This window comes from Diaphorobacter sp. HDW4B, assembly GCF_011305535.1.
GTDB lineage: Bacteria > Pseudomonadota > Gammaproteobacteria > Burkholderiales > Burkholderiaceae_C > Diaphorobacter_A.
Genome location: NZ_CP049906.1, coordinates 533501 through 555817, shown reverse-complemented (window position 1 = coordinate 555817; position 22317 = coordinate 533501). Strand labels below are relative to the sequence as shown.

Genomic DNA, 22317 nt, shown 5'->3' with positions numbered 1-22317 from the left:
CGCCAGAGTGCTCCTGGCGCTGCGATGTCGCCTACTGAGCATTGCGGATGCAACGCCCCATGCCGCCCGACGTCACATTTACTGCGGCGTCACTCCAAGCTTGCGCAGCAGCGTGTTGGTCATCTCCCACTCGGAAGCCAGCTCCTTGGCAAACGCGTCCGGCCCCACGAAGGTGGGCAACTGTCCGCCAGCGCCTGTGGCAAGAAATTGCGCGAACTCTGGCTTGGAGATCGCCTGCTTCACCACGTCGCCCCAACGATCCACAATGGCCTGAGGCAACTTCTTCGGACCGATCAAACCAGCCCACCAGGTGGATTCACGCAGGAATGGGTTGTCGAATCCCTGCTCGACAAAGGTCGGCACCTGCGGCAGGAACTCCGTGCGACGCGGCCCCAGAATCGCCAACGGGAACAGCTGATTCTTCTGCATGTACTGGGCGATCATCACCGGTGGCCCCACGGACAGTTGCACGGCGTTGCCCAGAATGTCCTGCATGGCGGGTGCCAGGCCTTTGTAGGGCACATGCACGAAGCGCGCACCTGTCACCTCCTCCAGCGACGCCATGATCATGTGCGGCTGCGTACCTTGCCCAAAAGACGCATACGAAAGCGACTCCGGTTTGGCCTTGGCCCTGGCGATCAGTTCGCTCAGCGACTTGATGCCCGATTGCGCGTTGGCAAACAGCACGGCGGTCGAGGAACTGAACTTGCAGATCAACGACAAGTCCTTGCGCGAATCGTAGCCGGGGTTCTTGAGCAGGGAAGCCACGCTGATCAGCGAGTCGCCGATCGCGATGCCCATGGTGTAGCCATCCGGAGCGGATCGCGCCACTTCCTGCGTGCCGATGGAGCCGTTGGCTCCCGCCTTGTTGTCGATGAAGATGGGCGGCCCGATGATGGGTGAAGCGAACTCCGCAAGCTTGCGGGCCACGGCGTCGGTCGGGCTGCCTGCGGGAAAAGGGTTGATCCAGCGAATGGCGCGCTTGGGGTAGTCGTCTGCCCATGCCGAAGCGAAGGGCAACGCTGCCAGACTGGCTCCGATGAATTGTCTGCGGTCCATGTAGTACCTCTTTGGAGAATGTGAGTCGCTGATTCAGGCGGGAATTTTCGGGGGGTCTTCAGACAGTTGGGCTGCAGCGATGAAATTTCATTTCCGAGCATTCGCACTCCCCACCAGGAAGGAAACGAAACGCCAGCGCGAAAAATGCCGTCCTGTCAAAAAGTCGCCCTGTCCGAAAAGTCTCTCCCGTGAATCCGTTCGTTGTGCGGGTCTGTGGTGCGTGCCAGAATCGCTCAGAAGCCCAGCGTGACGCCGGCCATCAAGCCCGTCACGCCACGCCCCGGCGTGAGCACGTTGCCCACCAGACTGCCGCCATCGGGCAGGCTGAACGCCGCTTTGGCACTGTTGTTCATATGGCCTGCGGCGATGTAGTACTTGGTGGTTTCTTCGGCCTGGTAGGTGTACCCGATACCGTAGAGCTTGGCGTCCATGTTGTTGACCGACTTGTCGTTGAAGTCCGTGACGCTGGCAAAGAAGCGGTGCTTGCCGAACGGAACCATGGCGCTCAGGCTGTACGCGCCGGTCTTGGAAAAGGCCTTGGTGACGTTCTCGTAGCCGCCACCCTTGATGCGACCGTCCATGTAGTTGGCGAACACCTTGATGGGGCCGAAATCGTAGGCACCGCCCACCTGGAATCCGCTGCGCTTGGACAGCCCGGTCTCAGCGCCCGTGAAGGTCGTGCTGTAGAAGTTCCAGGTCGATGCACCGACCAGCACCGGGCCGTTGATGTAATGCGCTTCGAGATCGAGTCCGCGACCGGCCTTGTCATTGGACTTGATCGTGGAGCCTGCAGCGATCGGCACATCGCCATTGGTGTTGTTGTCCGAGCCGGTGGAATACAGCAGTTGGCCGCTGAAGCCATTGAGCGACGGGCTGACATAGACCACGGAGTTGTTCACGCGGGTCGGCATGCCGTTGGCACCCATGATGGAGCCCGAGTAGCCGTAGCCGTTGAAAGCCAATGCGTTGGTCATGCCGTTCAGAGCAAACGTTCCGGCATATTGGCGACCCGCGGTCACCGCGCCGAAAGTCTTGGAGCTGACGCCCGCGTAGATCTGGCGACCGAACAATTGCGTGCCCGCCGATGTCGATGCCGACGACGATGCATAGCCGTTGTTGATGCCCGGCGTGACCGAAGCCGCGCCTGCCGCACCCGTGCCGTATTGAACACCCGCTTCCGCGACGGCCACTGCCTTGAGGTCCGGAGTGATCGGCTTGTTGACGCTCAAACCGAAACGCGACGCCAGCCAGCCGCCGGTCCCGATGGACCACTTGCTGCCTTGACCGCTGTTGGTGTTCTGAACGCCCACATCGGCGATACCGTAGAAGGTCAGCACTTTTTCTGCCGCAGGAATTGGTGGCTCCACGGACACTGGCGGTGGTGTGTAGGCGGGCGCGTTCTTTTGCGCGGTCATCAGTTGTTGGATCAACTCCTTTTGCGCAGCCAGTTCTTTGCGCAATTCTTCAATCTCGGAGTTCGCCATCGCAGGGCAGGAGGCGACCAATGCGAAGGCGGTGAAGGCCAGATGACTGACGATCTTGTTCGGTTGGAAGGATTTCATGATGGTCCTTGTTCTAAAAAGACGGAGGTAGTCCGGGCCGGGCAGCCGGGAGGATCGAGCGTGAGGCGAGAAGGGCGGCCTAGTCGCTCGAATGAACGGTGATTCGCGGGGTTGCGGAGTCGCGGGCCAACGCGCGGCCGGTTTTCTATTCGCGTAATCTGGTCATCATGGGTGTCTCCAATGGGTGGTCTGAACGCCGGCCCATCGACCACACACACGGCATTGGCGATGTGCTGTCTTGGGCTTGTCTTGGCGTGGAATTTGAAAGCGGATTCAGAAAACCGTCAGTCCCCATCAAGGGGGACAAAGTCACAGACCATGCCCATCGACTGCGTTTGTGCACCCGCTGGCCCACTGGAAAAGGAGAGGGCAGAACCAGCAAGAACCGGGGCCATCTCCTTGCCAAATGCCCGAGAAGCCGGACGGGCTGCAGCCACATGGCGACCACATCCACACACAGGTTCAATCAATTACTCACAAATACGCCATCAACCCCGCACATTGATGAGATCCCCCGTATTTCTACTGACAACAAGCAAATTGACATGCGCAAAGATCAACGTCAGAATTGCTGAAATTGAATTTGAATTCAACTTCACATAAATAGGAGACAACGGCAATGTCAGTGCATCAATTGCTCGTGGGCGCGGTCCAGAAGCGCCCCAACGCCACGGCTGTTCAATATCAGGGAGCGTCCGCCACCTGGAAGCAACTGCAGCAGCGCGTGGCGGCGCGTGCCGAACAGCTCAAGGCCTTGGGCCTGAAAGCAGGTGACAGAGTCGCGGTGCTGAGCGCCAACGTGCCGGAGTGTCTGGAAGCGCACTACGCGGTGTTCTGGGCCGGAATGGTGTTGGTGCCACTGAACACCCGCCTGAGTGTGGCTGAGCAGACCTATATCCTGGAGCACTGCGAATGCGCGCATCTGCTCCACGACGAACGCAATGCAGGGCTGGCCCGGCAATTCGAGCAGAGGCTGCCTGCGATGAGCGCCTCGCAGCTCACGCCCCTGAGCCAATGGGGAGGGAAGGGCGACCCGCTGGCGCAGCAACCGCAGATGCCGTTTCAGCCTTGCCACCACGATGCCACCGCCGCCATCTTCTATACCGGAGGCACGACCGGCCGCCCGAAGGGGGTGGAACTGACCCATATTGCGGTGCTGATTCAGGCGATGTCCGCGAAGGACAACTACGAGTTGGACGAGAACACGGTGTTCCTGCACAACGCACCGATGTTCCATTTGGCCGACTTCACGGTCTCCATGGCCGCGACGGCGGCTCTTGGACGCCACAGCTTCATGCCGGAGTTTTCGCCGGCGGGAGTGCTCGACGGAATAGAAAATGAGGGAGTGAGTGTGGTGATCATGGTACCGACCATGATCGCCGGGGTGCTGCAGGCCGCCACCGGGCGCAAGCAGGTCTTCACCCGCTTGAAGAAGATTCTGTATGGCACAGCGCCCATTCAGGAGCCGCTGCTGCTGCAACTCCTCACCGACGCACCGGGCGTAGGGCTGGTCCAGATCTATGGGCAGTCGGAGGCTGGCGGCGGCTGCACCGTGCTGTTTCCGGATCGCCATGTGCTGCAAGGTCCGCTGGCAGGCAAGCTCAAATCCGCAGGGCGTTGCATACCGGCGTTCATGCTGCGCATTGTCGATGCCGAGGGCAAGGTGGCACCCAATGGCGAAGTGGGCGAGATCCAGTTGGCGGGTCCCGGCATCATGAAGTCCTATTGGAAAGAGCCAGTGCTTACGGCACAGGCCATTCGCGATGGCTGGCTGAGCACGGGCGATCTGGGAATGCTCGACGACGACGGCTTCGTGACGATCTCCGGCCGACTCAAGGACATGATCATCACGGGCGGCGAGAACGTGTTTGCCGGTGAGGTCGAGAGCGCGCTGATGTTCCACGATGCCGTGGAATCGGCCGCCGTGATTGGCGTTCCGGATGAGAAATGGGGTGAATCCGTCCATGCGGTGGTGTGCCTCAAACCGGGCCGAACCAGCAGTCCCGAAGAGCTGATTGCTTTCTGCCGCGAACGCATCGCGCACTACAAGGCACCACGCACCGTTGTCTTGCGCGAAGTGCCGCTGCCGCTGTCGGGCGTGGGCAAGGTCCGCAAGGTCGACCTGCTGACCGAGTGGAAAGCCAAGCAGAACTGATACGCGTCGAAATCGACACCAACACCCCCGTCTACCCTCATTTTTCGGAGTCAATGCAATGGAATCACTGAGCAAGCGCAATCTGCCGTTCCAGGAGGAGCATCAGATCTATCAGGACCAGATCGAGCGATTCGCGCTGGAAGAATTGCTGCCCAACGAGGCACGTTGGGAAGACCAAGGTTTTGTGGATCGTGACGCCTGGCTCAAGGCCGGTGCCAACGGACTGCTGTGCCCCAGCATGTCGGACGAGCATGGCGGCCCCGGCGGCGACTTCCTGCATGCCGTCCTGATGATCGAAGGCCTTGCTCGTCACGGCATCTCGGGTCCCGGCTTCTTCATTCATTCGGAGATGGTCACCCCCTACATCATCAAGTTTGGCACTGCGGAGCAGAAAGCCCGCTGGCTTCCCAGAATGGCATCGGGTGAAGTGATTGGTGCCGTCGCCATGACGGAGCCCGGTGCCGGCAGCGATCTGCGCAGCATGCGCACCAACGCCACGCGCACGGAAGGTGGATGGCTGATCAATGGCCAGAAGGTGTTCATCTCCAACGGTCAGACCTCCGATCTGGTCGTGGTGGCCGCCAAGACCGATCTGGCCGACAAGAACAGCATCACCTTGTTCCTCGTGGACACCACGACCAAGGGATTTCAGCGCGGTCGCAATCTGGAGAAGGTCGGCATTCACGGTCAGGACACCTCGGAGTTGTTCTTCGAGAATGTCTTCGTGCCGGATGATTCCGTGCTCGGCCAGCCCGGCGATGGCTTCAAGCAACTGATGCATGGTCTCGCTCGCGAGCGCCTGTCGATCGCCATCGGCTGTCAGGCCAAGGCCGAAGCCGCGTTGAAATGGACCACCGACTACGTGCAACAGCGCGAGATTTTCGGCGCGCCGTTGTCGGACATGCAGAACACCCGCTTCACGCTGGCAGAGATGCAGACCGACGTGGAAGTGGGCCGCTCCTTCGTGGACGACATGCTGCGCCAATACCTCGACAGCAAGCTCGAACCCACTCGCGCCGCCATGGGCAAGCTGTGGCTGACGGAGATGCTCGGCCGCGTGGCGGACAAGGGCCTGCAGATGCACGGCGGCTGGGGATACATGCGCGAGTTTCCGATCTCTCGCCTCTGGGTGGCCGCGCGCATTGAGCGCATTCTGGGCGGCAGCAACGAGGTGATGAAAGAGATCATTGGTCGCTCGCTCGTGGGGCGCGGCAAATCGTGAGCAACGGCCCACTCAAAGGGATGCGGGTGGTGGAGATTGGCTCCATCGGTCCCGCTCCCTTTGCCTGCATGATGCTGGCAGACATGGGTGCCGACATCGTGCGAGTCGAGCGGGGCGGAGAAGCCGCGATTCACGAGCGCGGCGCCACCGTGCGCGGGCGCAAAACCATCACTCTGGATCTGAAGAATGACGCAGCACGCGCATCACTTCTCTCCTTGATGGAGCAAAGTGACGTGCTCGTCGAAGGCTTTCGCCCGGGCGTCATGGAACGTCTGGGTCTGGGGCCCGAGGTGCTGCATGCGCGCAACCCGCGTCTGGTCTATGCGCGCATGACCGGCTGGGGCCAGCGCGGTCCACGGGCAAGCACCGCTGGACATGACCTCAACTACATCGCGCTTTCGGGCGCTGTTCATGCCATGGGGGACAAGGACCGACCACCGCCGGTGCCGCTCAATCTGGTGGGAGACTATGGCGGCGGTGCCCTCTATCTTGTGAGCGGCGTGCTGGCTGCCTGCTACGAGGCGCAGAAATCCGGACTGGGGCAAGTGGTGGACGTGGCGATATGTGATGCCGCCGTGTCGCTCATGTCCCTGTTCCATTCACTGAGTGACGAAGATGAGTGGCGCGCAGATCGCTCCAGCAACCTGCTCGATGGCGCTGCGCCTTTTTATCGAACCTATGTCTGCAAGGATGGCAAATACCTGTCCGTCGGTGCCATCGAGCCCCAGTTCTATGTCCAGCTCCGTGAACGTGCGGGATGGAACGATGAATGCTTCGACTACCAGCACAATCGATCCCGCTGGCCCGAAATGAACGAGCGTGCCGAGCAGATCATGCGGACACGAACACGCGACGAATGGGTGGCGGTGTTCGCCGGAACCGATGCTTGTGTTGCCCCGGTTCTGGAACTGCGTGAAAGCCGCACGGACCAGCATCTGATCGCACGAGATTGCTTCGTGACGGTGGACAAGCAGGTGCAGCCAGCCCCCGCACCGCGATTTTCAAGAACACCATCCAGCGCGAACGCCAGCGTGGGCATTCGGTCGCTGCAAGAGGTCAAGAAGCAATGGTCTGCTCGGTGAACACCGCAACACCGAGTGCCGTTGGAATTCAGAATTCAGAGTTCAAGCACCCGGGAAATGATCTGGTAGAGCTCCTCGGTCGCTTTGGCGTCGTCGATTCGCTTGCCGGGGAAATCCAGCTTTTCCGAGTGCCAGTTGAAGCAGGTGAATTCCAGCAGGCCCTGCAGCGCTGTCGCGGATAGCTCCGGATCCATGCCGACGCATTTTCCGTTCGCTTGCTGCTTCTTGATGCGATAGGCAAAGCGGCGTATTCCGCGCTGGCGAATATTGCGCCAGACTTCCAGCAATGCCGGATCGGACAGTGCACTTTCCAGCAGTCCCACCATTTCAGGGTGAAAGTGGCGGTAGGCATGCCAGAACGCGTTGATGGAGTTCTTGACTGCCTCAGCAGGGTTGTCGTCGTATTCCTTGGGCGTTGGCGTCACACGCTTGATGTCTTCGTAGAACGCCTCCACCAATGCGGAGAACAGCTGCGTCTTGTCTTCGAAATAGCTGTAGAAAACGCCGGCTGATTTGCCCGCCTCGCGAGCGATGTCGACGATGCGGGCATTGGTGTAGCCATCGCGTGCGATCACGACACGCGCTGCCTCCAGCAAGGCCTCTCGCGTCGCTTCCGACTTGCGTCGCTGTACGATTGTCTTAGGAATGGCGTCCACGCTGCTACTTGGTGCGGTTGATTGCATTGATGTCTTTGAATTTATCACAGGGACCAAAGCGGAACTGGCGGGCACCGCATCGGTGCCCGCCAGTTGTGTGATTCACCGCTCTGGGTCAAGCCCCATCGGCACGGTCAGAGTGATTGTTTCACGAGTGAAGTACAACCCGTGGTTCAGGCGTTTCTGATCTCACTGCGACCGTGATCGAGCACCACCTGATGGCGTGCAGGCACGCTGCAGCGGAACGACACGACGGATTGATCGTGCCAGATATCCACCTGCAACTCCTCGCCCGGGAAGACCGGGCTGGCAAACCGCGCATCGAATGTCGCCATGCGGGCAGCGTCTCCTTCGCAGACCGTCTTCACCAACGCCGCGCAGACTGTGCCGTAGGTGCATAGACCATGCAAGATAGGCGCAGGAAAACCGGCCTTCTTGGCCACTTCCGGATCGGCATGCAGCGGATTGGCGTCGTCATTGAGTCGATACAGCAACGAGGCATCTGGCCGCGTGGGCACCCGCACGGTCAGGTCAGGCACTCGCTCGGGAATGGGATGGGGCGCAGGCAGCGTTCCGCCCGGCCCGCCGATCCCGCCATCGCGCCGCGCCAAAAGCACGGTGGTGGTGGTGAACACCGGCTCGCCATCCGGCATGCGGCCACGCGATTCGAACAGAACGACGGAGCCTTTTTCCGCGCCCTTGTCGATCACCTCGCTCACACCGGCATCGACGATCAACGTCCCCTCAGCGGGAATGGCGCGGTGCAATGTCAATCGCTGCTCGCCATGCAACAAGCCGCGAAAGTCGATGCCTGACTCAGGCACAGGCGCACGCATGAGCACCGTGGCCATCGACGGAATCGTCCGCATCGGACGGTGTTCATAGACGAAGGGCAGGGTGGACTCTTCGATCCCCTCGGAAGCCACCCCCACGCTGAGCGCGTAGAGAAAGCTGTCCTTGTGGGTATAGCGCACCTCCTGGTTGGGCCGCTGCAAATCCATGAGTTGCTGGTAGGTCACTGGCACTGTGGCGTCTCCTGTGTTGATGGCAATGCTCAGTCGCGCACCAGCATTTGCACGATGCAAACGGAGCCGGAGCCGAGCAGATGGCACATGCCGACCTTGTCGCCACCACGCAGACGACGCACGGTTTCCCAGATCTGCGCCAAGCCGGTAGGGCCACCGGGGTGGCCACCCGCAAGCAACCCACCGTGGGTGGAGAACTCAGGAAGTCCAAAGCGTTGGCGCGAACCGGGGCCGAAGGCTCCTTCGTCCACCAGAGCTTCCGTCTCGCCGGGCTTGGAGAAACCGAGCAACTCGTAGTAGATGAATTCTTCCACCGCAAAGGCATCGTGCACCTGCACCACGTCGACGTCCTTGGGCGTCAGACCCGCCAGTTGCAGCGCCTTCGCCGCAGTGGTGCGGGACAACTCTGGTGGACCGACGATGGCACCTTCCAGAATCAGCTCGCGGGACCAACTGTCGCTGCCATAAGCGCTGGACGCCAGGCGTATGCGCGGATGCTTGCTGGCACTGGGCCAGGCATCGTCGGCACACAGGACCGCAGCGGCTGCGCCTTCGCCCCATGGAGTGCACATCATCGACGTGAATGGATCGGCCACCATGCGGCTGGCAAGGACTCGGTCGATGGTCACTTCTTCCGGAGCCTGGCGCGCAGCGTAGGGGTTGCTGCGTGCGTAGTTCCAGTTCTTGGCAGCCACTTTGGCGAGTTGCTCGCGGGTCGTTCCACGCTCATGCATGCGACGCTTGGCCCACAGAGCGAACGAAACGACGGGCGGAAAATTGCCTTCGCTGACGATGATCTCTTCCACCGGAACGGCGCGGGCAGGAGAGTCCATGCCGATGACCAGCACACGCTTGGCATCACCACTCAACACGGCCTGGCGCGCGCTGTGCATGGCGGCAAGTGACGTGGCGGAAGCATTGGTGACATGCTCGACCGGCACGCCCGTCAGCCCCAACTCCTTGGCCACATAGATACCACGTGGCGAAAGCGGATGCGCGGTGCCAACGACGACATAGTCGATGTCGGCATAAGTCAGGCCTGCGTCCTTGAGCGCATTGGTGGCCGCCAGACGCGCAAGCTCCAGCCCCTTGCCGGGACCATGGTTGGCGAAAGGCGCCATGCCGACGCCTGCAATCAATACCTTGTTTGTCGAATCACTCATGGCCAAACCTCGCTTGTCCTTTTTCATCCACGCTGTGCGCCGTCACGCGCTCGCCAATGCGCTCGGTGCCGGGCGCAAGCAAGGTCTGAATGCGCGAGCCGCAGTCCAGATCCACGATGCCGTAGAGTTCGTTCTGAAACGTCGTGCAGGCAAAGAGCACGCCTTGGGCGGGCACCGTCACCATTTCCGCTTCACGCAGAGAACCATCGCCAACGAGCGGGCGAGGGGGTATGTAGGTCTGTTGCGTCACCGGGTCGCGGGACGCCTTCAATTGGGCGACTGTCATAGGGTGGCCTGCTATCAGAAGTGGTTGATGACGTCGGACATCGGCGAGAACGCGCGATCCTGTCCCTTGAACAATTCGGCACCTGCCGCCTGAAGATCGTCGAAGGTCCAGCGCTTGCTGTTGTTGCGTACCGTGGAGCCCACTTGCCACGAGTTGTAGCGGCGAACCACGTCACCCTCCACGCCGAACACGGCACCCGATGGAGCGGGGCAGCCACGCATGCCGAGCCAGAGCACAAACGGCGCGACGTTGTCGGGATCGAAATAGTCGAAACCGTTGGCCATCTTCTTGTTGACCACTTCCACGGCACCGGGAGAGTTCAGTGTCAGGCGGGTGCGCGCGCTCGGTGCGATCGCATAGCTGCGCACGCCATAACGCTCGAACAGCTCCATGTGGGTGATGTGCGCCAGCATGGCAATGCCGCACTTGGCCGTGGCGTAGTTGGCCTGACCCGGTTGACCGTGCAGGCCAGCAATGCTGGTGGTCTGGATCATCGCCGCATCCACGGGGCCACCTTGCTGCTTGGCCTTGTCCTTCCAGTACGCGGCTGCATGGCGCGATGTGCAAAAGTGGCCGCGCAGGTGAACGCGAATCACGTCATCCCACTCGTCGATGCTCATGTTGGCGAACATGCGGTCACGCAGGATGCCCGCATTGTTGATGAGCACATCCATGCTGCCAAAGCGTTTGACCGCCGCTTCGATCAGGGCCTGAGCGCCGGCGTAGTCGGTGATGTCATGGGTGTCGGCAACGGCTTCGCCGCCGGCGGCAATGATGTCGCGCACCACTTCGTCGGCAGGCGATTCGCCAGTGGATTCGCCTTGCAGCGTCTTGCCGATGTCGTTCACCACGATCTTGGCGCCGAGCAGGGCGGCCTCCTTGGCATAGGAAGCACCGAGGCCGCGACCGGCTCCGGTGATCACGAAAACGCGCCCGTCGAGCGGCTTGTAGGCAGATGCAGAAGTCGTCACAGATGTCTCCTTTAAAAATGAATTCAGATTCAATTATGCGAAGCTGAATTCGGCAAGTCAATCCCTTTTTCTGGAAAAAGTTGGGCTCCATGAGAACCGGCGCATGTATCCGTCAGTGCTCGCGAGAGCCTGCGCATGAGATCTCGTTGGCCCTAGGGCAATTGCTCATATGTCAGGCATTGACAACTCGAACCGAGCATCGTATCGTGAATATGAAATTGAATTCAGTTTTTATAAATGGTCTGTCTTGATGCAGCCCAACACAACGGAGACAAGCTATGGAGACAGTCGCCCTCTCTGGTGCCAACGGTTTGGATTTGCTGACCGGACACCCGTTTCAGCCATCGCCATTTCCCAATCCGGCTGACGCACTGCGCTCACTCGACGTGGTGGAGTCCTGCCTCACGGCCATGACGGACTTGCCCAGGCGCGAGATGGAGGTGTGCGCACGTGTTCTCCTGTGCCAGACGGCTCTCGGCATCTCGCTTTCATTGGAGATCAGCGAGGAGAGCGTCAGAACCTATCGCACACGTGCCTACCGACGACTGGGAATTGGCGGCGTGCGCGAACTGTGGATGTGGTACCTGAACCTCTGGTACCTCTGGCAACTCGACATGCGGGCCATGGGCTCCGCCAACCGGACGCTGGGCGCTTGCGAGCCGACCTTGTTTTCCACCCGCAATTGAAATCGGCCCGCAGCGAGGCCGCCTCACATCCACGTTCCACCGCCTGCCGAGACAACAGCAGGCATTCCATCTCCATCGATCCTTCGAACTACTCTTCAGGGCAGATCCATGACCAACTCCACACTCTCCAACACCACCGCAGTACAGCCCATCGGCGTTTCCGTACTGGGCCTGCACCACAGCGCTTGGCGCTGCAAAGACGCTGAAGAAACCCGCCGCTTCTATGAAGATCTGCTGGAAATGCCGCTCGTGCACATCATCCGCGCGGACGTCGTTCCCAGCACCGGCGAGCATTGCCCTTACGTGCATCTTTTCTTCCAGATGAAAGACGGCTCCTGCATTGCATTCTTCGACCTGGGTGACGATCAGGCGGCAGAACCGTCCCCCAATACACCGGCGTGGGTCACGCACATCGCTTTGCGGGTGCCCCATCGCGAAGATCTGGATCTCGCCAAAGCGCGCCTGGAAGCAGCAGGGGTGGAAGTGCTCGGAGTGACCGATCACCACTTTGTGGAATCAATCTACTTCTTTGACCCCAATGGCATTCGCCTCGAGCTGACCATCCAGAGCGTGGGCGACGAATACATGAGCGAAGCCCATCGAACCGCCCGCGCGAAATGCGATGCATGGACTCAGGAAAAGCAAACTCGCCGGGCAAGCAAATAACAACGAAAGGCAGACAGGTCATGACATCTACTCAACGAACCCGTCACGAAGTCGATGCGCAATGGGTGCACATCCATTACTCGGAAGCAGCCCAGTTCAAGACGGTCTACGGCTTTTCAGGTCAGCAAGGCGTGGTGCACCTGGAAGGCGTGCGCTACATGCCGAGGGGGGTCAAGAGCGACACCTTGATGATCTACATGCACCCCGCGAGCACCTTGCAGCTGCTGCCCATGCCCAACGCGATGGCTGCCAATGGCGTACACGTGCTATGCGCAGGCAGCCGCTATGCCCGCAACGACACCGCGCTCATCATGGAGCACGTGGTGCGCGACATGGGTGCGTACATCCGACACGCAAAAGAAGACTGGGGATACCAAAACGTCGTGCTCGGTGGCTGGTCCGGCGGCGGTTCGCTGTCGCTGCTCTACCAGGCACAGGCCGAAAAGCCCACCATCACCCATACCCCGGCCGGTGATCCCTACGACCTCACTACCGCGGGCCTGCTGCCAGCAGACGCATTCATCCTGCAGGCCGCCCACGTCTCTCGGGCATTGGTGCTGCAAGACTGGATTGATCCCAGCGTCATCGACGAGAACAACCCGGAAGTTCTCGACGAAAGCCTGAATATCTACAACGCGGATATCAAACCGCCTTACAGCGCCGAATTCATGCTGCGTTTTCGCGCCGCACAAAAGGCACGCGTCGAACGCAGAACCGCCTGGGTCAAAGAGATGCTCACGGACCTCAAGCGCAAGAACGGCAAGGAAGTGGAGCGCGGCTTCATGATGCACCGCACGATGGCCGACCCGCGATTTCTCGATGGCAGTCTGGAGCCCAACGACCGTCCCATCGGCATGTGCTACATGGGCGTTCCCGAAACGGCGAACAGCGGCCCCATCGGGCTGGCGCGCTTCTCGACACTGCGTGCCTGGCTGTCGCAATGGTCACTTGCCGACACGAACGCCAACGGCGTGAAATGCGCAAGCAGCATCACCGTGCCGTTTCTCGCACTCGAACACAGCGCCGACGACGCCGTCCCGCAACAGCACACAGACATGGTCTATCGCGAAGTGGCAAGTCGTGACAAGCAGATGCACGTGGTCAAGGGCGCGAGTCACTATTTTGTGGGGCAACCCGAACTCATGCAAAACACGGTCGAACTGATGCTCGACTGGTTGCAGGAACGAGGCTTCTGCAAGAGCTGAGCGGCTGGAAGAGGGCGGAAAGCTGACTGGATCGTCCCCTCGTCAGATCTAGTCATTGCCGGATACGAGAAGATTATATTTAACATAATCTTAATCGTATCTAGTAGATTTCGCCTGAAAAAGCGGGTGCTCAGAACCCGCGAATCCTTCACATACACAGCGCTTCTTGCTTGAACAAGGTTGAACTGCACCGTTTTGGAAAAGATAGCAGCAAGTGCCCCATGTGTCAAACAGTCGGATTCCGAAACGGCGGGACCTGGATCAAACGGCGTGCACATTTTCAAGCTTCAGCACGGGGTTGGCTGGTGGCACGGGCAGGACGAACCGGTCCGGATCGACGAGGACGACGGCAGCGAGTCGGGCCACCACGGCATTGCCGCGTCCGATCACTTGGTAGCGCAGGATGTTGACCTTGCCGCTGCCCGAGGCCGGTGCCATGCGGTGCCAACCCGCCTTGATGACTTCGCGCTGCACCTGCAGGCCCGTGGCATCGGCCTGATCCTCGGGTCCTGTCTGGCAGGCAAACAGCTTGAAAATGATCGGCGACACGAGCGCCATGCCTTCTTCCACAAAATGCACGGGCGCGCCGGTCTCGTTGTACTTGATCTCGCGGCTGGCGAGGCCTTGCTGGAGCCAGCGGATGAACTCCACCGCGGTCTCGCTGGCTCTCTCTTCTTGGCTGCGACTTCATGCGGCAGAACCGGCAATCTGGGCGTGAGCACGACGGGTGTTGTGCCGGTGCTGGTTTGGGCTGCGCCGGATTGGGTGAAGAGTTTTTGTGCTTTGGCGGGTGCCGACGTACTTGTTACAGTCTTTGGAACTGGCGCAGGTTTTGACTCTTGGGCCGGTGCTACAGGTGTTGTGACCATTGGCTTGGCCTTGCTTCTGTCCTGTGCAATAGCTGGGCCAGCTGGCTCAGGCGAGCGTGCGGTTGGAACGGATTTAGGGACTTTGCGGTCGGACTTTTTGACTGCTGCGGCAGATTCCTCGTCATCCAGGAACCCGTCATCCGCACAGTCAAACCCATCCACGCCATCCTGCAATGGTGGGAATGCAGGGTCGTATCGGAGGTCATCGGATGGCTTCGTTGCAGCTTGAGATTCGGCGTGTGATGCTGAAGCTTTGGGCAACGCGGTCGAATCAGGCTTGGATGCAGACGCAGTGACCGCTTTGGGCTTGTTGAACGCGGGAGCTGGCAGACCTTGTGATTTGGCTTTGGCCAGCGGAGATGCCGCAGGTTTGGCCGACGTCTTGACTGCAGCAGACTTTTGGGATGTGCCGTTCGCTGACGAATCAGGATCAGGGTGACCCACCGCGCCAGGAGTAGACGCGACCTCCTCATCAGTGGTGTTTGCCTCTGTATCAGCTTGCGGAGCGGGCGCTTCAGCCGTTTCGGTACTGCGTTTTGCCCGAACTTCAATGTGACCGGCCATGCCCGGCGGATGCTGCGCCGGATCATCGTAGAGCTTGTCCAGCGGAAATCGCAGCATCGACAACTGATGACGATATTGGTGCTCGGGCTGGCTGCCCTCCTCCCTTTCTGGTCGCCCGCCCTCTTCCTGCAGCGTCTGGCCGAAGACCTCCACATGCCAGATCGCCTGGCCCGTTTGCGGATTGACCTGCAGAATGCCGTACTCCTGCCAGGTGTCGAACAGCCGGTCGTTCTTGGCTTCTCCCGGCATGGACTCATCGGGCGTGTGTGACTTGATCCATGCGCGGGTGGTATCGGCCAGGCGCTTGGCCACAAACCAGATCGAGCCGTCAAACACCCAACCCGCTGCACCGCTGCGATTGAGCGGAAGTTCGGTGCCTGACAGCAGCATGGTCTTGAGCGCCTGCATCAGCAGATCCACGAGCGGAACGGCATTCGATGTTGCAAACTTGGCCTTGTTGCCGTGCAGCAGTGCATTGCTGGTCGAAGCCTGATCGGCCCGCTTGACGATATCGGCCAGCAAGCCTGTTTTATGGCCGGAGAGATATTGTGTGAGCGCATCAAACGCATGCGGCGTGCGCGACAGAAACGTGAGCGCCGAAGCAGGCGCAATCTGCCCCAGCAAGGTGAGCGCCAACCGGCTGTGGGCTTGATAGTCACGCTGAGACTTGGGCTCGAACTCCACGCGGTATTCGGCATCCGGACGGCCATCAGCGACCGATGAAATCGAGCCGGCGATGGGCTTCCAGCGCAAGGGCTCGGTCATGGATCCACCGCGCCAGAGAATGCGCAGATCCGTCATGGGTTTGGCAATGTCGTGCAGCAATGCGGCAAAGAACACCACGTAGGTCCACTGATCGCGCTCTGCATCGATCTGCTCGGCAGGCGCATTGGTGGGCAGAAAGTGGCCGTTGCGCCAGGTCATCGCGGCAAGCACCATCTCCAGCGTATGCGCGAGCAGACCACCCACATGCGCATGGTGGTGCGCTTCGGATGCGGGCATGAGTTGGACAAACTCTGCATAGCGATGCACGGCTGGCAGAAGATCTCGCTCGAAGACCACTTGGGCCAAACGTGACTGATGCCACATCTGCCGAACAGCCTTCTGGGCCTGGACCAGCGTGATCAACTCATCTGCTTGCAGTACACGCAACCAGCCCTGCTCTCTCCCTGCAATCGGAATCGGTTGTGCTGGCGATGGGATGGGAGTTGGTGAATTCTGCGCAGGCTCGGAAGCATGGATCGGCGGTGCTTTGAGCAGCGATTTGAAACGCGTGAACCATGCCGATGTGAAAGCACGCATGCTCATGCCTGTGCAGGACCTGACCTGCTCATCATCGAGACGTTGCTGCCCCAAGCAGATGGCCGCGCAGCTCCGTCATCGTGGGTTTGGGATGCTTGTCCGTCATCCAGATGTGAAGCGCTTCGAGCGGCGCATGGGGATCGCCCTCCTGCAGGAAGTTGAACCAGCTTTGCTCCAGCGGACGCCAGACGCGGGAGTTCTCGTCGGCCACGAGATCGATGCCCCAATGGGCGCGGTAGTACACAAAGTTCGAGTCCAGAATGCGATCAACGATCATCTCCTTGATCTGTTGAGATGGCAGCTCCTGTCTCGAACGGATGCGGACGCGCAGATGGAAAAGAACCTGCCGTACGCACACATGCGGATCGTCTTCGGCGTACAGCTCCAGCCCGTCATAGTGCGAGAGCCAGCCCAGAAGATGAGGTGCCCAGTCATTGAGATGCAAGGCATTCAGGTGCTCGATGATGCTGAAAACCGCGTGGTTGCGATCAAGCGCATCGCGCCCGAAATGCGGGAATTCCGTTTCGGGCTGGCGCGACTTGAATTGCGATTCGAGGACGGGCTGGTGCAGGTCGAAGGAGGTCATGGTGACCCCAATGTAGGGAGTCACCACGGGTACCCTCCTCCCTAACCTCTGCTTCACTGGCGGAAGGAATCCGCTTGCGATGGCGATGGAGTTCTGGTACTCAAACCCAAAAACGTCACAGATCGGTTTGTCGCATTGTTTGTGAGGCAGTCGTCTGCTGACTCAAGAAGTACCAATCCAAGTCGCAACAGCTTTGTGGTGGTGTGTCTGCGAACTGACGCTCTCGACCATGAGTTGTTGTTCGGGGGACGTTTACGAACGACAGGAAAAGGCTGTAAGCGGTCAGCGAGACTGCTCCTGCCAATGACAGTTAAGCGCTCATGTCGGCCACTTCGCTGCTTTGAAGCCTCTCCATTGCAAAGCTGTCGCAGATCTTGCTAAAGACGTCGGTCAATAATCGCAGTTGTGCCGCTTCATCCCATTCCTTGTCACTGCGCACGATCACCACCTCCGGATCCAAGCATCTCGGAAGCTCGAAGAAATCGAAATCGACCGGCCAGTAAATGTCTTGGATGCCCGTCAATCCAGCTTCTACGCGATAGGGGCCATTGGCACCCAGCCGCTTGAAAAGTGCAATCCATTCGCGGAGTCGCTTGCGCCATTGCTTAGCGAGAGCTACGGTGGCCAACTGCAAACGTCCCTTGCTTTGGAACCCATATGCAGGGGAGACGCCCCAAATCTCGCCTGTCTTATCGAACCACTGCGTGAGGGCGCTGACCTCACTTGTGCTCCGATGCCACCCTCCAGCAAGTACGCCCAGTTCATTGGGCACTAGCCCAGAGCCATTTGCCCACTCGCCAAACGCTGCGATGCCCAAGTCTTTGATGGTGCGCCTGCTTGGCTTCTCGCCAGACCAGCCCGAAGCCGAAACGCGGAGATAGGCTAAGGCAGGCCCCTGTCGAAGCATCCCCTTTTCGTTGTCGTGCAAACCTATCGATTGAGAACGGTCGAACCAGAGTGCGCGGTCTTCCTGCAGCGAAGGATGCAGAGGGAATTCCTCGCCAACTGGCGTAGCTATGCTTTTCAGATTCGTTCGCAGTGCAGAGGCCAGGTCGCTGGTCAAGGCCTTCATAGCTTTGTCCTTTGTGGCCTTGTCGGCATCCAACTTAACGTCGTAAGTTACTGGCCCGCGGCGATGGCGTAGGTCAAAAGGGAGGTCTTCCGGTCGGAATCCACCGGCGCCATTGGCAACCAAAACAACGCGCTGTGGGCCTAGTGACTTGAGCGCATATCCCAGCTCGATCAGAACATTGGGATTTGGTGTCTTCTTCTTGCCATCTGGCGTCGCTCCCGTTGGCGTGATGTCCGCGACAAAGATGGTCGCGTTGTCGATCTTCTCGAAAATCGTGTCTGCGATAGGAGCTAAGCCAGGAACGTCTTTGGTGTCATGGTCAAGCTCCGCACGCTCGGCTTCAGACCACTCAAACTCATTGGCCAACTGGGCTAGGGCTGCGCTCAAAGATGTCTTGATGAAGTTGCGGCCTTCTGCCGCTGGTGTGTCGGACTGCCAAGACCAGAAGATTTTCATAATGTCGCTGCGGGCAAATCCGTCATCTTAGCGAGTGCCGTCAGTCGTTACCCAACGACCGGACATTCGCTTCGCGTAGTGCCCGATATAGCAGTGACCGCACTGTAATTGGTACTGTGGCCTCGCAGGGCACTCATTGACCGCTTCCGCTGCGAAACTGAAGCGGTGTTGAGCAAATTGCACCCCTATCGACCATTTGCTGGATTTGCGCAGCAATGGAGGCGCTAGCTGCGACCAAGAGGCGGTGACCGAGTGACGCCGCTCGTGTTAATAGGCACCCATATAGTCGCGTTTGCCAATCTCGACACCGTTGTGGCGCAAGATGTCATAGGCCGTAGTCACATGGAAGAAGAACTGCGGCAGACCGTAATGCAGAAGATATGTACTCGCGATCAGTTTCTTTTCCTTGGGCGTGCCGGGGCGCAATACGATTTCGCGGCTTTCGCTGAGATCAAATTGCTCGGGCTTGAAAGTTTCCAGATGGACCAGCGCCTTGGAGATCAACGCTTGAAGGTCGGCGAAGCTAGCTTCCGAGTCGGGCCAAGATGGCACTTCTGCACCAGCGAGGCGGGAGGCGATGCCCTTGGAGAAATCCGAGGCGATCTGCACCTGACGTATCAGCGGAAACATATCGGGAAACAACCGCGCCTGCAGCAACGCATTTGGATCGATATTTTTTTGTGTCGCGTGGTCTTCGGCCTTCTTGAGCACATCGGACAAGGCACGCAGCATCTGCTGCAAGACGGGAACTGAGGCGATGTACAGCGGACTTGTCATAGAGGTCTCTCTTTTCAAATGAGGCACGATGGCCGGGGTTGACATGGCAGAGGCCCTGCCGACCGAGTAAGGCTAACAGCAAAAGGACTGCCCTTCTCTCTTGAAGTCGTTATAGGCTGACCTGAGACGTTCGTGTTGCCTTGCCAGGGTCTGCCGCGTCCTAATTCCGGACATTTACTCAACGGTGTCTCGGTAGCCGTACAGGTCTCGCTTCAGACACAAGCAGTCTCGATGCAACTGGCTACGCCTCGGCGCATGCGCATGGATCCTGGGATCAGGTATGGGCTTCCACATAGGCCTTGAAACGATCCAGAATACTCTGCCAGCCTTGCTGCTGTTGCTCCACCGGGAATTCGTTCTCCGCATCAAAACGCACGTGCACCGCCACGCCTTGCGGCCCTTCGGTAAACGTCACCTGCGCCGCGCGGTCGCCAAAGGCGTATTCGATCAACTGCCGGTCCTCGATCTTCGTGTAGGTGCCCGCGAAGTCGAATCCCATGCTGCCGTCCTTGGCCTCCATGCGGGATGAGAATGCGCCGCCCACGCGCAGGTCGACCGTGGCAGCCGTGGTGTGCCAGTCGTCGGACGCGGCGTTCCAGCGCATGATGTCCGAGGGCGTGATGTAGGCCTTCCAGACCTGGGCGACCGGTGCGGCAACGGTGGTTTCAACAGTGATCTGCATGGGGATTCCTTTCAACGAAGGGAGAGCGCGAATAAATCGAGCTGGGTGATGACGGTGCCCCAACCCTCAAAGAAGCCGAGCTTCTCGTGCTGCTCGCGGGCGGTATCGTCCGGGTGCATCACGCGGGTCGTGTAGCGGCTACCGGCCCCTTCGTCCTCCATCGTGATGACCGCCGTGAAGCCTATCCAGGGCACGTGTGGACGCCAGCCGCCCAGCAGCATGGAGGTGAATACGAGGCGCTTCTGCGACACAATTTCCAGAAAGCTGCCAGGGTTGTCGCTGACACCGCCCTCGGGGCCGCGCATTGTGGTGTGAAAGGCGCCGCCGGGGCGCAGTTCGAAGGCGCGGACCTCAGTGGTCCAGGGCTTGGGACACCACCATTCCTTCAGCAGCTCGGGCTCTGTCCAGGCCCGCCACAGGGTCGCGCGCGGTGCTCGCAAGGTGCGGATGATGACCAGATCGCGGGTATCAGCCGCGTTGGCGTCGTTGTTGGGCATGGTGTTGCTCCTCTTGGTGAAGGCGTTCGACGAATGCAGCCATGCGGTCGGATCGAGCCTCCCACATGGCGCGCTGCTCGGCCAACCACTGCTCTGCCTGGCGCAGCCCCTCCGGCACCAGTTCACAGGTGCGTGTGCGCCCCTGCTTGCTGCTGCGGATCAAGCCGCTGCTCTCCAGTACCGTCAGGTGCTTCAGGAAGGATGGCAGCGCCATGTCAAAAGGCGCCGCCAATGCCGACACGGTCTGGGCTCCGCCGATCAGCGCACACACGATGGCACACCGGGTCGGGTCCGCCAGTGCATGGAATACCTGGTTCAGAGAGACTGAATAGTTAGCCATATGGATAAGTATATGGCTAAACCACAATCCAAGGAAGTCCCCTACTCAGCCTGCATCGACAAACAAGGTTGTTCTCGGTGCCACACAGATATGGGCTGCAGGCGAAAAGGTAAGTCGAGTTGATGCAATCCGCCAGGAGCTTTACTGCGCGGTGCAAGGCGGCTTTAGATGTGGAAGCTCATGTCGCGGACGTCATAGCGCAGGCCGGAAAGAATCTCCAGGCGATGGTGCAGCGACAAAAGCATTACGCTGCCTGCCTCGAAGCAGACAGGCACCTGCCGCGTGGATCTCCCAGGCCGAAAACTTAATTGAGCACGTCGCCCGAAATGCCTTCGGAGCCTCAGCGGGTGGAATAGGCTGGTTGCAGACGCTCGTGATGGACTTCGCGAAGGGCCGCAATTAGCCTCAGGTGCTCATCAGCTCCTGCTCTTTGGGCGACCACTGTTGGTCATTTTCGGCGGTGATGCTGCGGGTGCCCTCAGCATTGAAGATAAACTGCACTCGCAGGGAGACCATAAGAATGGCATTTCATGTACCCACAGACCAGTCAGGCTTCTTTCAGGACGTCGACCTACGGTTTCGGCTGCTGCTGCGCAAAGGCATCATCACAGGGATCGATCCCATCCGGCTGAACAACTGGTTGGCCAACTTTGTATCCCTCGAGGACAAGTATCTCGCGGCCCATCTTCTCAATGGCTTGACTTATCGTTCTGACGCGATGGTAAAGAGCTCCTTCCAGCACCTCATGGAATGCGAGCTCCCACGCGTCTTGCGCGAGCATGGCGGATGGTCTTTTGCGGATCTGGAAACCATCTACGAAGCGCTGAACAATGGCACCGCCAAGTCGCCGATTCGGATCGTGGCGGTGGATGGCGCCTTCGAGAAGACGCCTGGAAAGAGCGGCGCTGTGATGATTCGCCAGTTCAAGCGCCACCTGAACGTGGCAAAGCCATTGCTCTGCCGACCCGAACGGCTGAAGGAGCTACTCGAAGACGTGAAAGTGCTCATCTTCATCGATGATCTGGTCGGCTCCGGTCAGCAGTTCAAGAGCTTCGCAAGCCACTACGAGCTCGAAGAACACTCGAAGAAGCGGTGCTTGGTCTATTGCCCCCTGCTCGCATTTGGTCAAGGCTTGAGCAACCTGAAGAAGGCGCTCCCCTGGCTGCAGATCCTTGCCGTGGAGACGCTCGACAGCAGCCACCAGTTCTTTCGCGGATCAGCGACCGCGCCCCATATATGGGGCGTCGACCAAGCCAACACCGTGCAAAACGTGCGAGACCATGTCGCGAAGTTGTGCGCGCGAAATGGCATTCCGGCCAGTACTCCCCACTGCCTGGATTTGCTTGTGGCTTTCGAGCATGCTGTTCCAAACAACTCTCTGCCCATGCTGTCGATTCGATCGGCGCAGTGGGAACCCCTTTTTGATCGCTAGGG

Annotated in this window: 21 protein-coding genes and 1 pseudogene; 7 read left to right on the top strand and 15 right to left on the bottom strand. The window is 59.6% G+C overall.

The window, feature by feature from the left end; translation table 11 throughout:
- Positions 1 to 78: 78 nt before the first annotated feature.
- Together G7048_RS27415 and G7048_RS27410 are read right to left on the bottom strand one after the other, a co-directional pair.
- Entirely contained in the window at positions 79 to 1059 is a 981-nt protein-coding gene (locus G7048_RS27415) for a tripartite tricarboxylate transporter substrate binding protein (RefSeq protein WP_166071648.1), read from the bottom strand.
- Between the two features lie 233 nt (positions 1060 to 1292).
- A complete protein-coding gene (locus G7048_RS27410; RefSeq protein WP_166071647.1) occupies positions 1293 to 2621 on the bottom strand; it encodes a porin in 1329 nt (442 codons plus the stop codon).
- Between the two features lie 619 nt (positions 2622 to 3240).
- Between G7048_RS27410 and G7048_RS27400 the strand changes: the two genes are divergently transcribed.
- The 3 genes from G7048_RS27400 to G7048_RS27390 are packed head-to-tail and all read left to right on the top strand — an operon-like array spanning position 3241 to position 7080.
- Complete coding sequence (locus G7048_RS27400) at positions 3241 to 4776, top strand: class I adenylate-forming enzyme family protein (RefSeq protein ID WP_166071646.1); 1536 nt, start codon at positions 3241 to 3243, stop codon at positions 4774 to 4776.
- A gap of 58 nt (positions 4777 to 4834) precedes the next feature.
- Entirely contained in the window at positions 4835 to 5998 is a 1164-nt protein-coding gene (locus G7048_RS27395) for an acyl-CoA dehydrogenase family protein (protein ID WP_371747725.1), read from the top strand.
- Between the two features lie 20 nt (positions 5999 to 6018).
- Entirely contained in the window at positions 6019 to 7080 is a 1062-nt protein-coding gene (locus tag G7048_RS27390) for a CaiB/BaiF CoA-transferase family protein (protein ID WP_166071850.1), read from the top strand.
- Between the two features lie 35 nt (positions 7081 to 7115).
- Here G7048_RS27390 and G7048_RS27385 read toward each other — a convergent pair whose 3' ends face one another.
- The 5 genes from G7048_RS27385 to G7048_RS27365 all read right to left on the bottom strand — a co-directional run bounded on the left by G7048_RS27385 (position 7116) and on the right by G7048_RS27365 (position 11181).
- A complete protein-coding gene (locus G7048_RS27385) occupies positions 7116 to 7763 on the bottom strand; it encodes a TetR/AcrR family transcriptional regulator (RefSeq protein WP_166071645.1) in 648 nt (215 codons plus the stop codon).
- Between the two features lie 146 nt (positions 7764 to 7909).
- On the bottom strand, positions 7910 to 8761 hold the full coding sequence (locus tag G7048_RS27380) for a MaoC family dehydratase (RefSeq protein ID WP_166071644.1): 852 nt from the start codon (positions 8759 to 8761) through the stop codon (positions 7910 to 7912).
- Positions 8762 to 8790: 29 nt separating this feature from the next.
- On the bottom strand, positions 8791 to 9924 hold the full coding sequence (locus G7048_RS27375) for a thiolase family protein (protein ID WP_166071643.1): 1134 nt from the start codon (positions 9922 to 9924) through the stop codon (positions 8791 to 8793).
- A complete protein-coding gene (locus G7048_RS27370) occupies positions 9917 to 10210 on the bottom strand; it encodes a hypothetical protein (protein WP_166071642.1) in 294 nt (97 codons plus the stop codon). The genes G7048_RS27375 and G7048_RS27370 overlap by 8 nt, the downstream gene beginning before the upstream one ends.
- 14 nt (positions 10211 to 10224) lie before the next feature.
- Positions 10225 to 11181: an SDR family NAD(P)-dependent oxidoreductase gene (locus G7048_RS27365; RefSeq protein WP_166071641.1), complete on the bottom strand. Its 957-nt coding sequence runs from the start codon at positions 11179 to 11181 to the stop codon at positions 10225 to 10227.
- A gap of 278 nt (positions 11182 to 11459) precedes the next feature.
- Between G7048_RS27365 and G7048_RS27360 the strand changes: the two genes are divergently transcribed.
- From G7048_RS27360 to G7048_RS27350, 3 genes are all read left to right on the top strand, one after another.
- Positions 11460 to 11867 (top strand): LuxR C-terminal-related transcriptional regulator, encoded by a 408-nt coding sequence (locus tag G7048_RS27360; protein ID WP_166071640.1) that lies wholly within the window; start codon positions 11460 to 11462, stop codon positions 11865 to 11867.
- A gap of 108 nt (positions 11868 to 11975) precedes the next feature.
- Positions 11976 to 12533 (top strand): VOC family protein, encoded by a 558-nt coding sequence (locus G7048_RS27355; protein WP_166071639.1) that lies wholly within the window; start codon positions 11976 to 11978, stop codon positions 12531 to 12533.
- Between the two features lie 20 nt (positions 12534 to 12553).
- Entirely contained in the window at positions 12554 to 13738 is a 1185-nt protein-coding gene (locus G7048_RS27350; protein ID WP_166071638.1) for a S9 family peptidase, read from the top strand.
- 261 nt (positions 13739 to 13999) lie between these two features.
- Here the strand turns inward: G7048_RS27350 and G7048_RS28640 are convergent, their stop codons facing one another.
- The 8 genes and pseudogenes from G7048_RS28640 to G7048_RS27315 all read right to left on the bottom strand — a co-directional run bounded on the left by G7048_RS28640 (position 14000) and on the right by G7048_RS27315 (position 20883).
- Positions 14000 to 14389: a conjugal transfer nickase/helicase domain-containing protein gene (locus G7048_RS28640; RefSeq protein ID WP_240933384.1), complete on the bottom strand. Its 390-nt coding sequence runs from the start codon at positions 14387 to 14389 to the stop codon at positions 14000 to 14002.
- A 950-nt stretch (positions 14390 to 15339) separates the two neighbouring features.
- Positions 15340 to 16473: pseudogene (mobH, locus tag G7048_RS28635) on the bottom strand (MobH family relaxase); the annotation flags it as partial.
- 31 nt (positions 16474 to 16504) lie between these two features.
- Entirely contained in the window at positions 16505 to 17059 is a 555-nt protein-coding gene (locus G7048_RS27340) for a hypothetical protein (protein ID WP_166071637.1), read from the bottom strand.
- A 310-nt stretch (positions 17060 to 17369) separates the two neighbouring features.
- The gene (locus G7048_RS27335; RefSeq protein WP_166071636.1) at positions 17370 to 18587 is read right to left on the bottom strand and encodes a nucleotide-binding protein; all 1218 of its coding nucleotides are present in this window, start codon (positions 18585 to 18587) and stop codon (positions 17370 to 17372) included.
- A 267-nt stretch (positions 18588 to 18854) separates the two neighbouring features.
- Entirely contained in the window at positions 18855 to 19364 is a 510-nt protein-coding gene (locus G7048_RS27330; RefSeq protein ID WP_166071635.1) for a DUF1993 family protein, read from the bottom strand.
- A 274-nt stretch (positions 19365 to 19638) separates the two neighbouring features.
- The gene (locus G7048_RS27325) at positions 19639 to 20046 is read right to left on the bottom strand and encodes an SRPBCC family protein (protein WP_166071634.1); all 408 of its coding nucleotides are present in this window, start codon (positions 20044 to 20046) and stop codon (positions 19639 to 19641) included.
- Between the two features lie 11 nt (positions 20047 to 20057).
- Positions 20058 to 20543, bottom strand: a complete 486-nt coding sequence (locus G7048_RS27320) for an SRPBCC family protein (protein ID WP_166071633.1) — start codon at positions 20541 to 20543, stop codon at positions 20058 to 20060.
- A complete protein-coding gene (locus tag G7048_RS27315) occupies positions 20515 to 20883 on the bottom strand; it encodes a helix-turn-helix transcriptional regulator (protein WP_166071632.1) in 369 nt (122 codons plus the stop codon). The genes G7048_RS27320 and G7048_RS27315 overlap by 29 nt, the downstream gene beginning before the upstream one ends.
- Positions 20884 to 21403: 520 nt before the next feature.
- Here G7048_RS27315 and G7048_RS27310 point away from each other — a divergent pair.
- Positions 21404 to 22315 (top strand): hypothetical protein, encoded by a 912-nt coding sequence (locus G7048_RS27310; protein ID WP_166071631.1) that lies wholly within the window; start codon positions 21404 to 21406, stop codon positions 22313 to 22315.
- Positions 22316 to 22317: the final 2 nt, after the last annotated feature.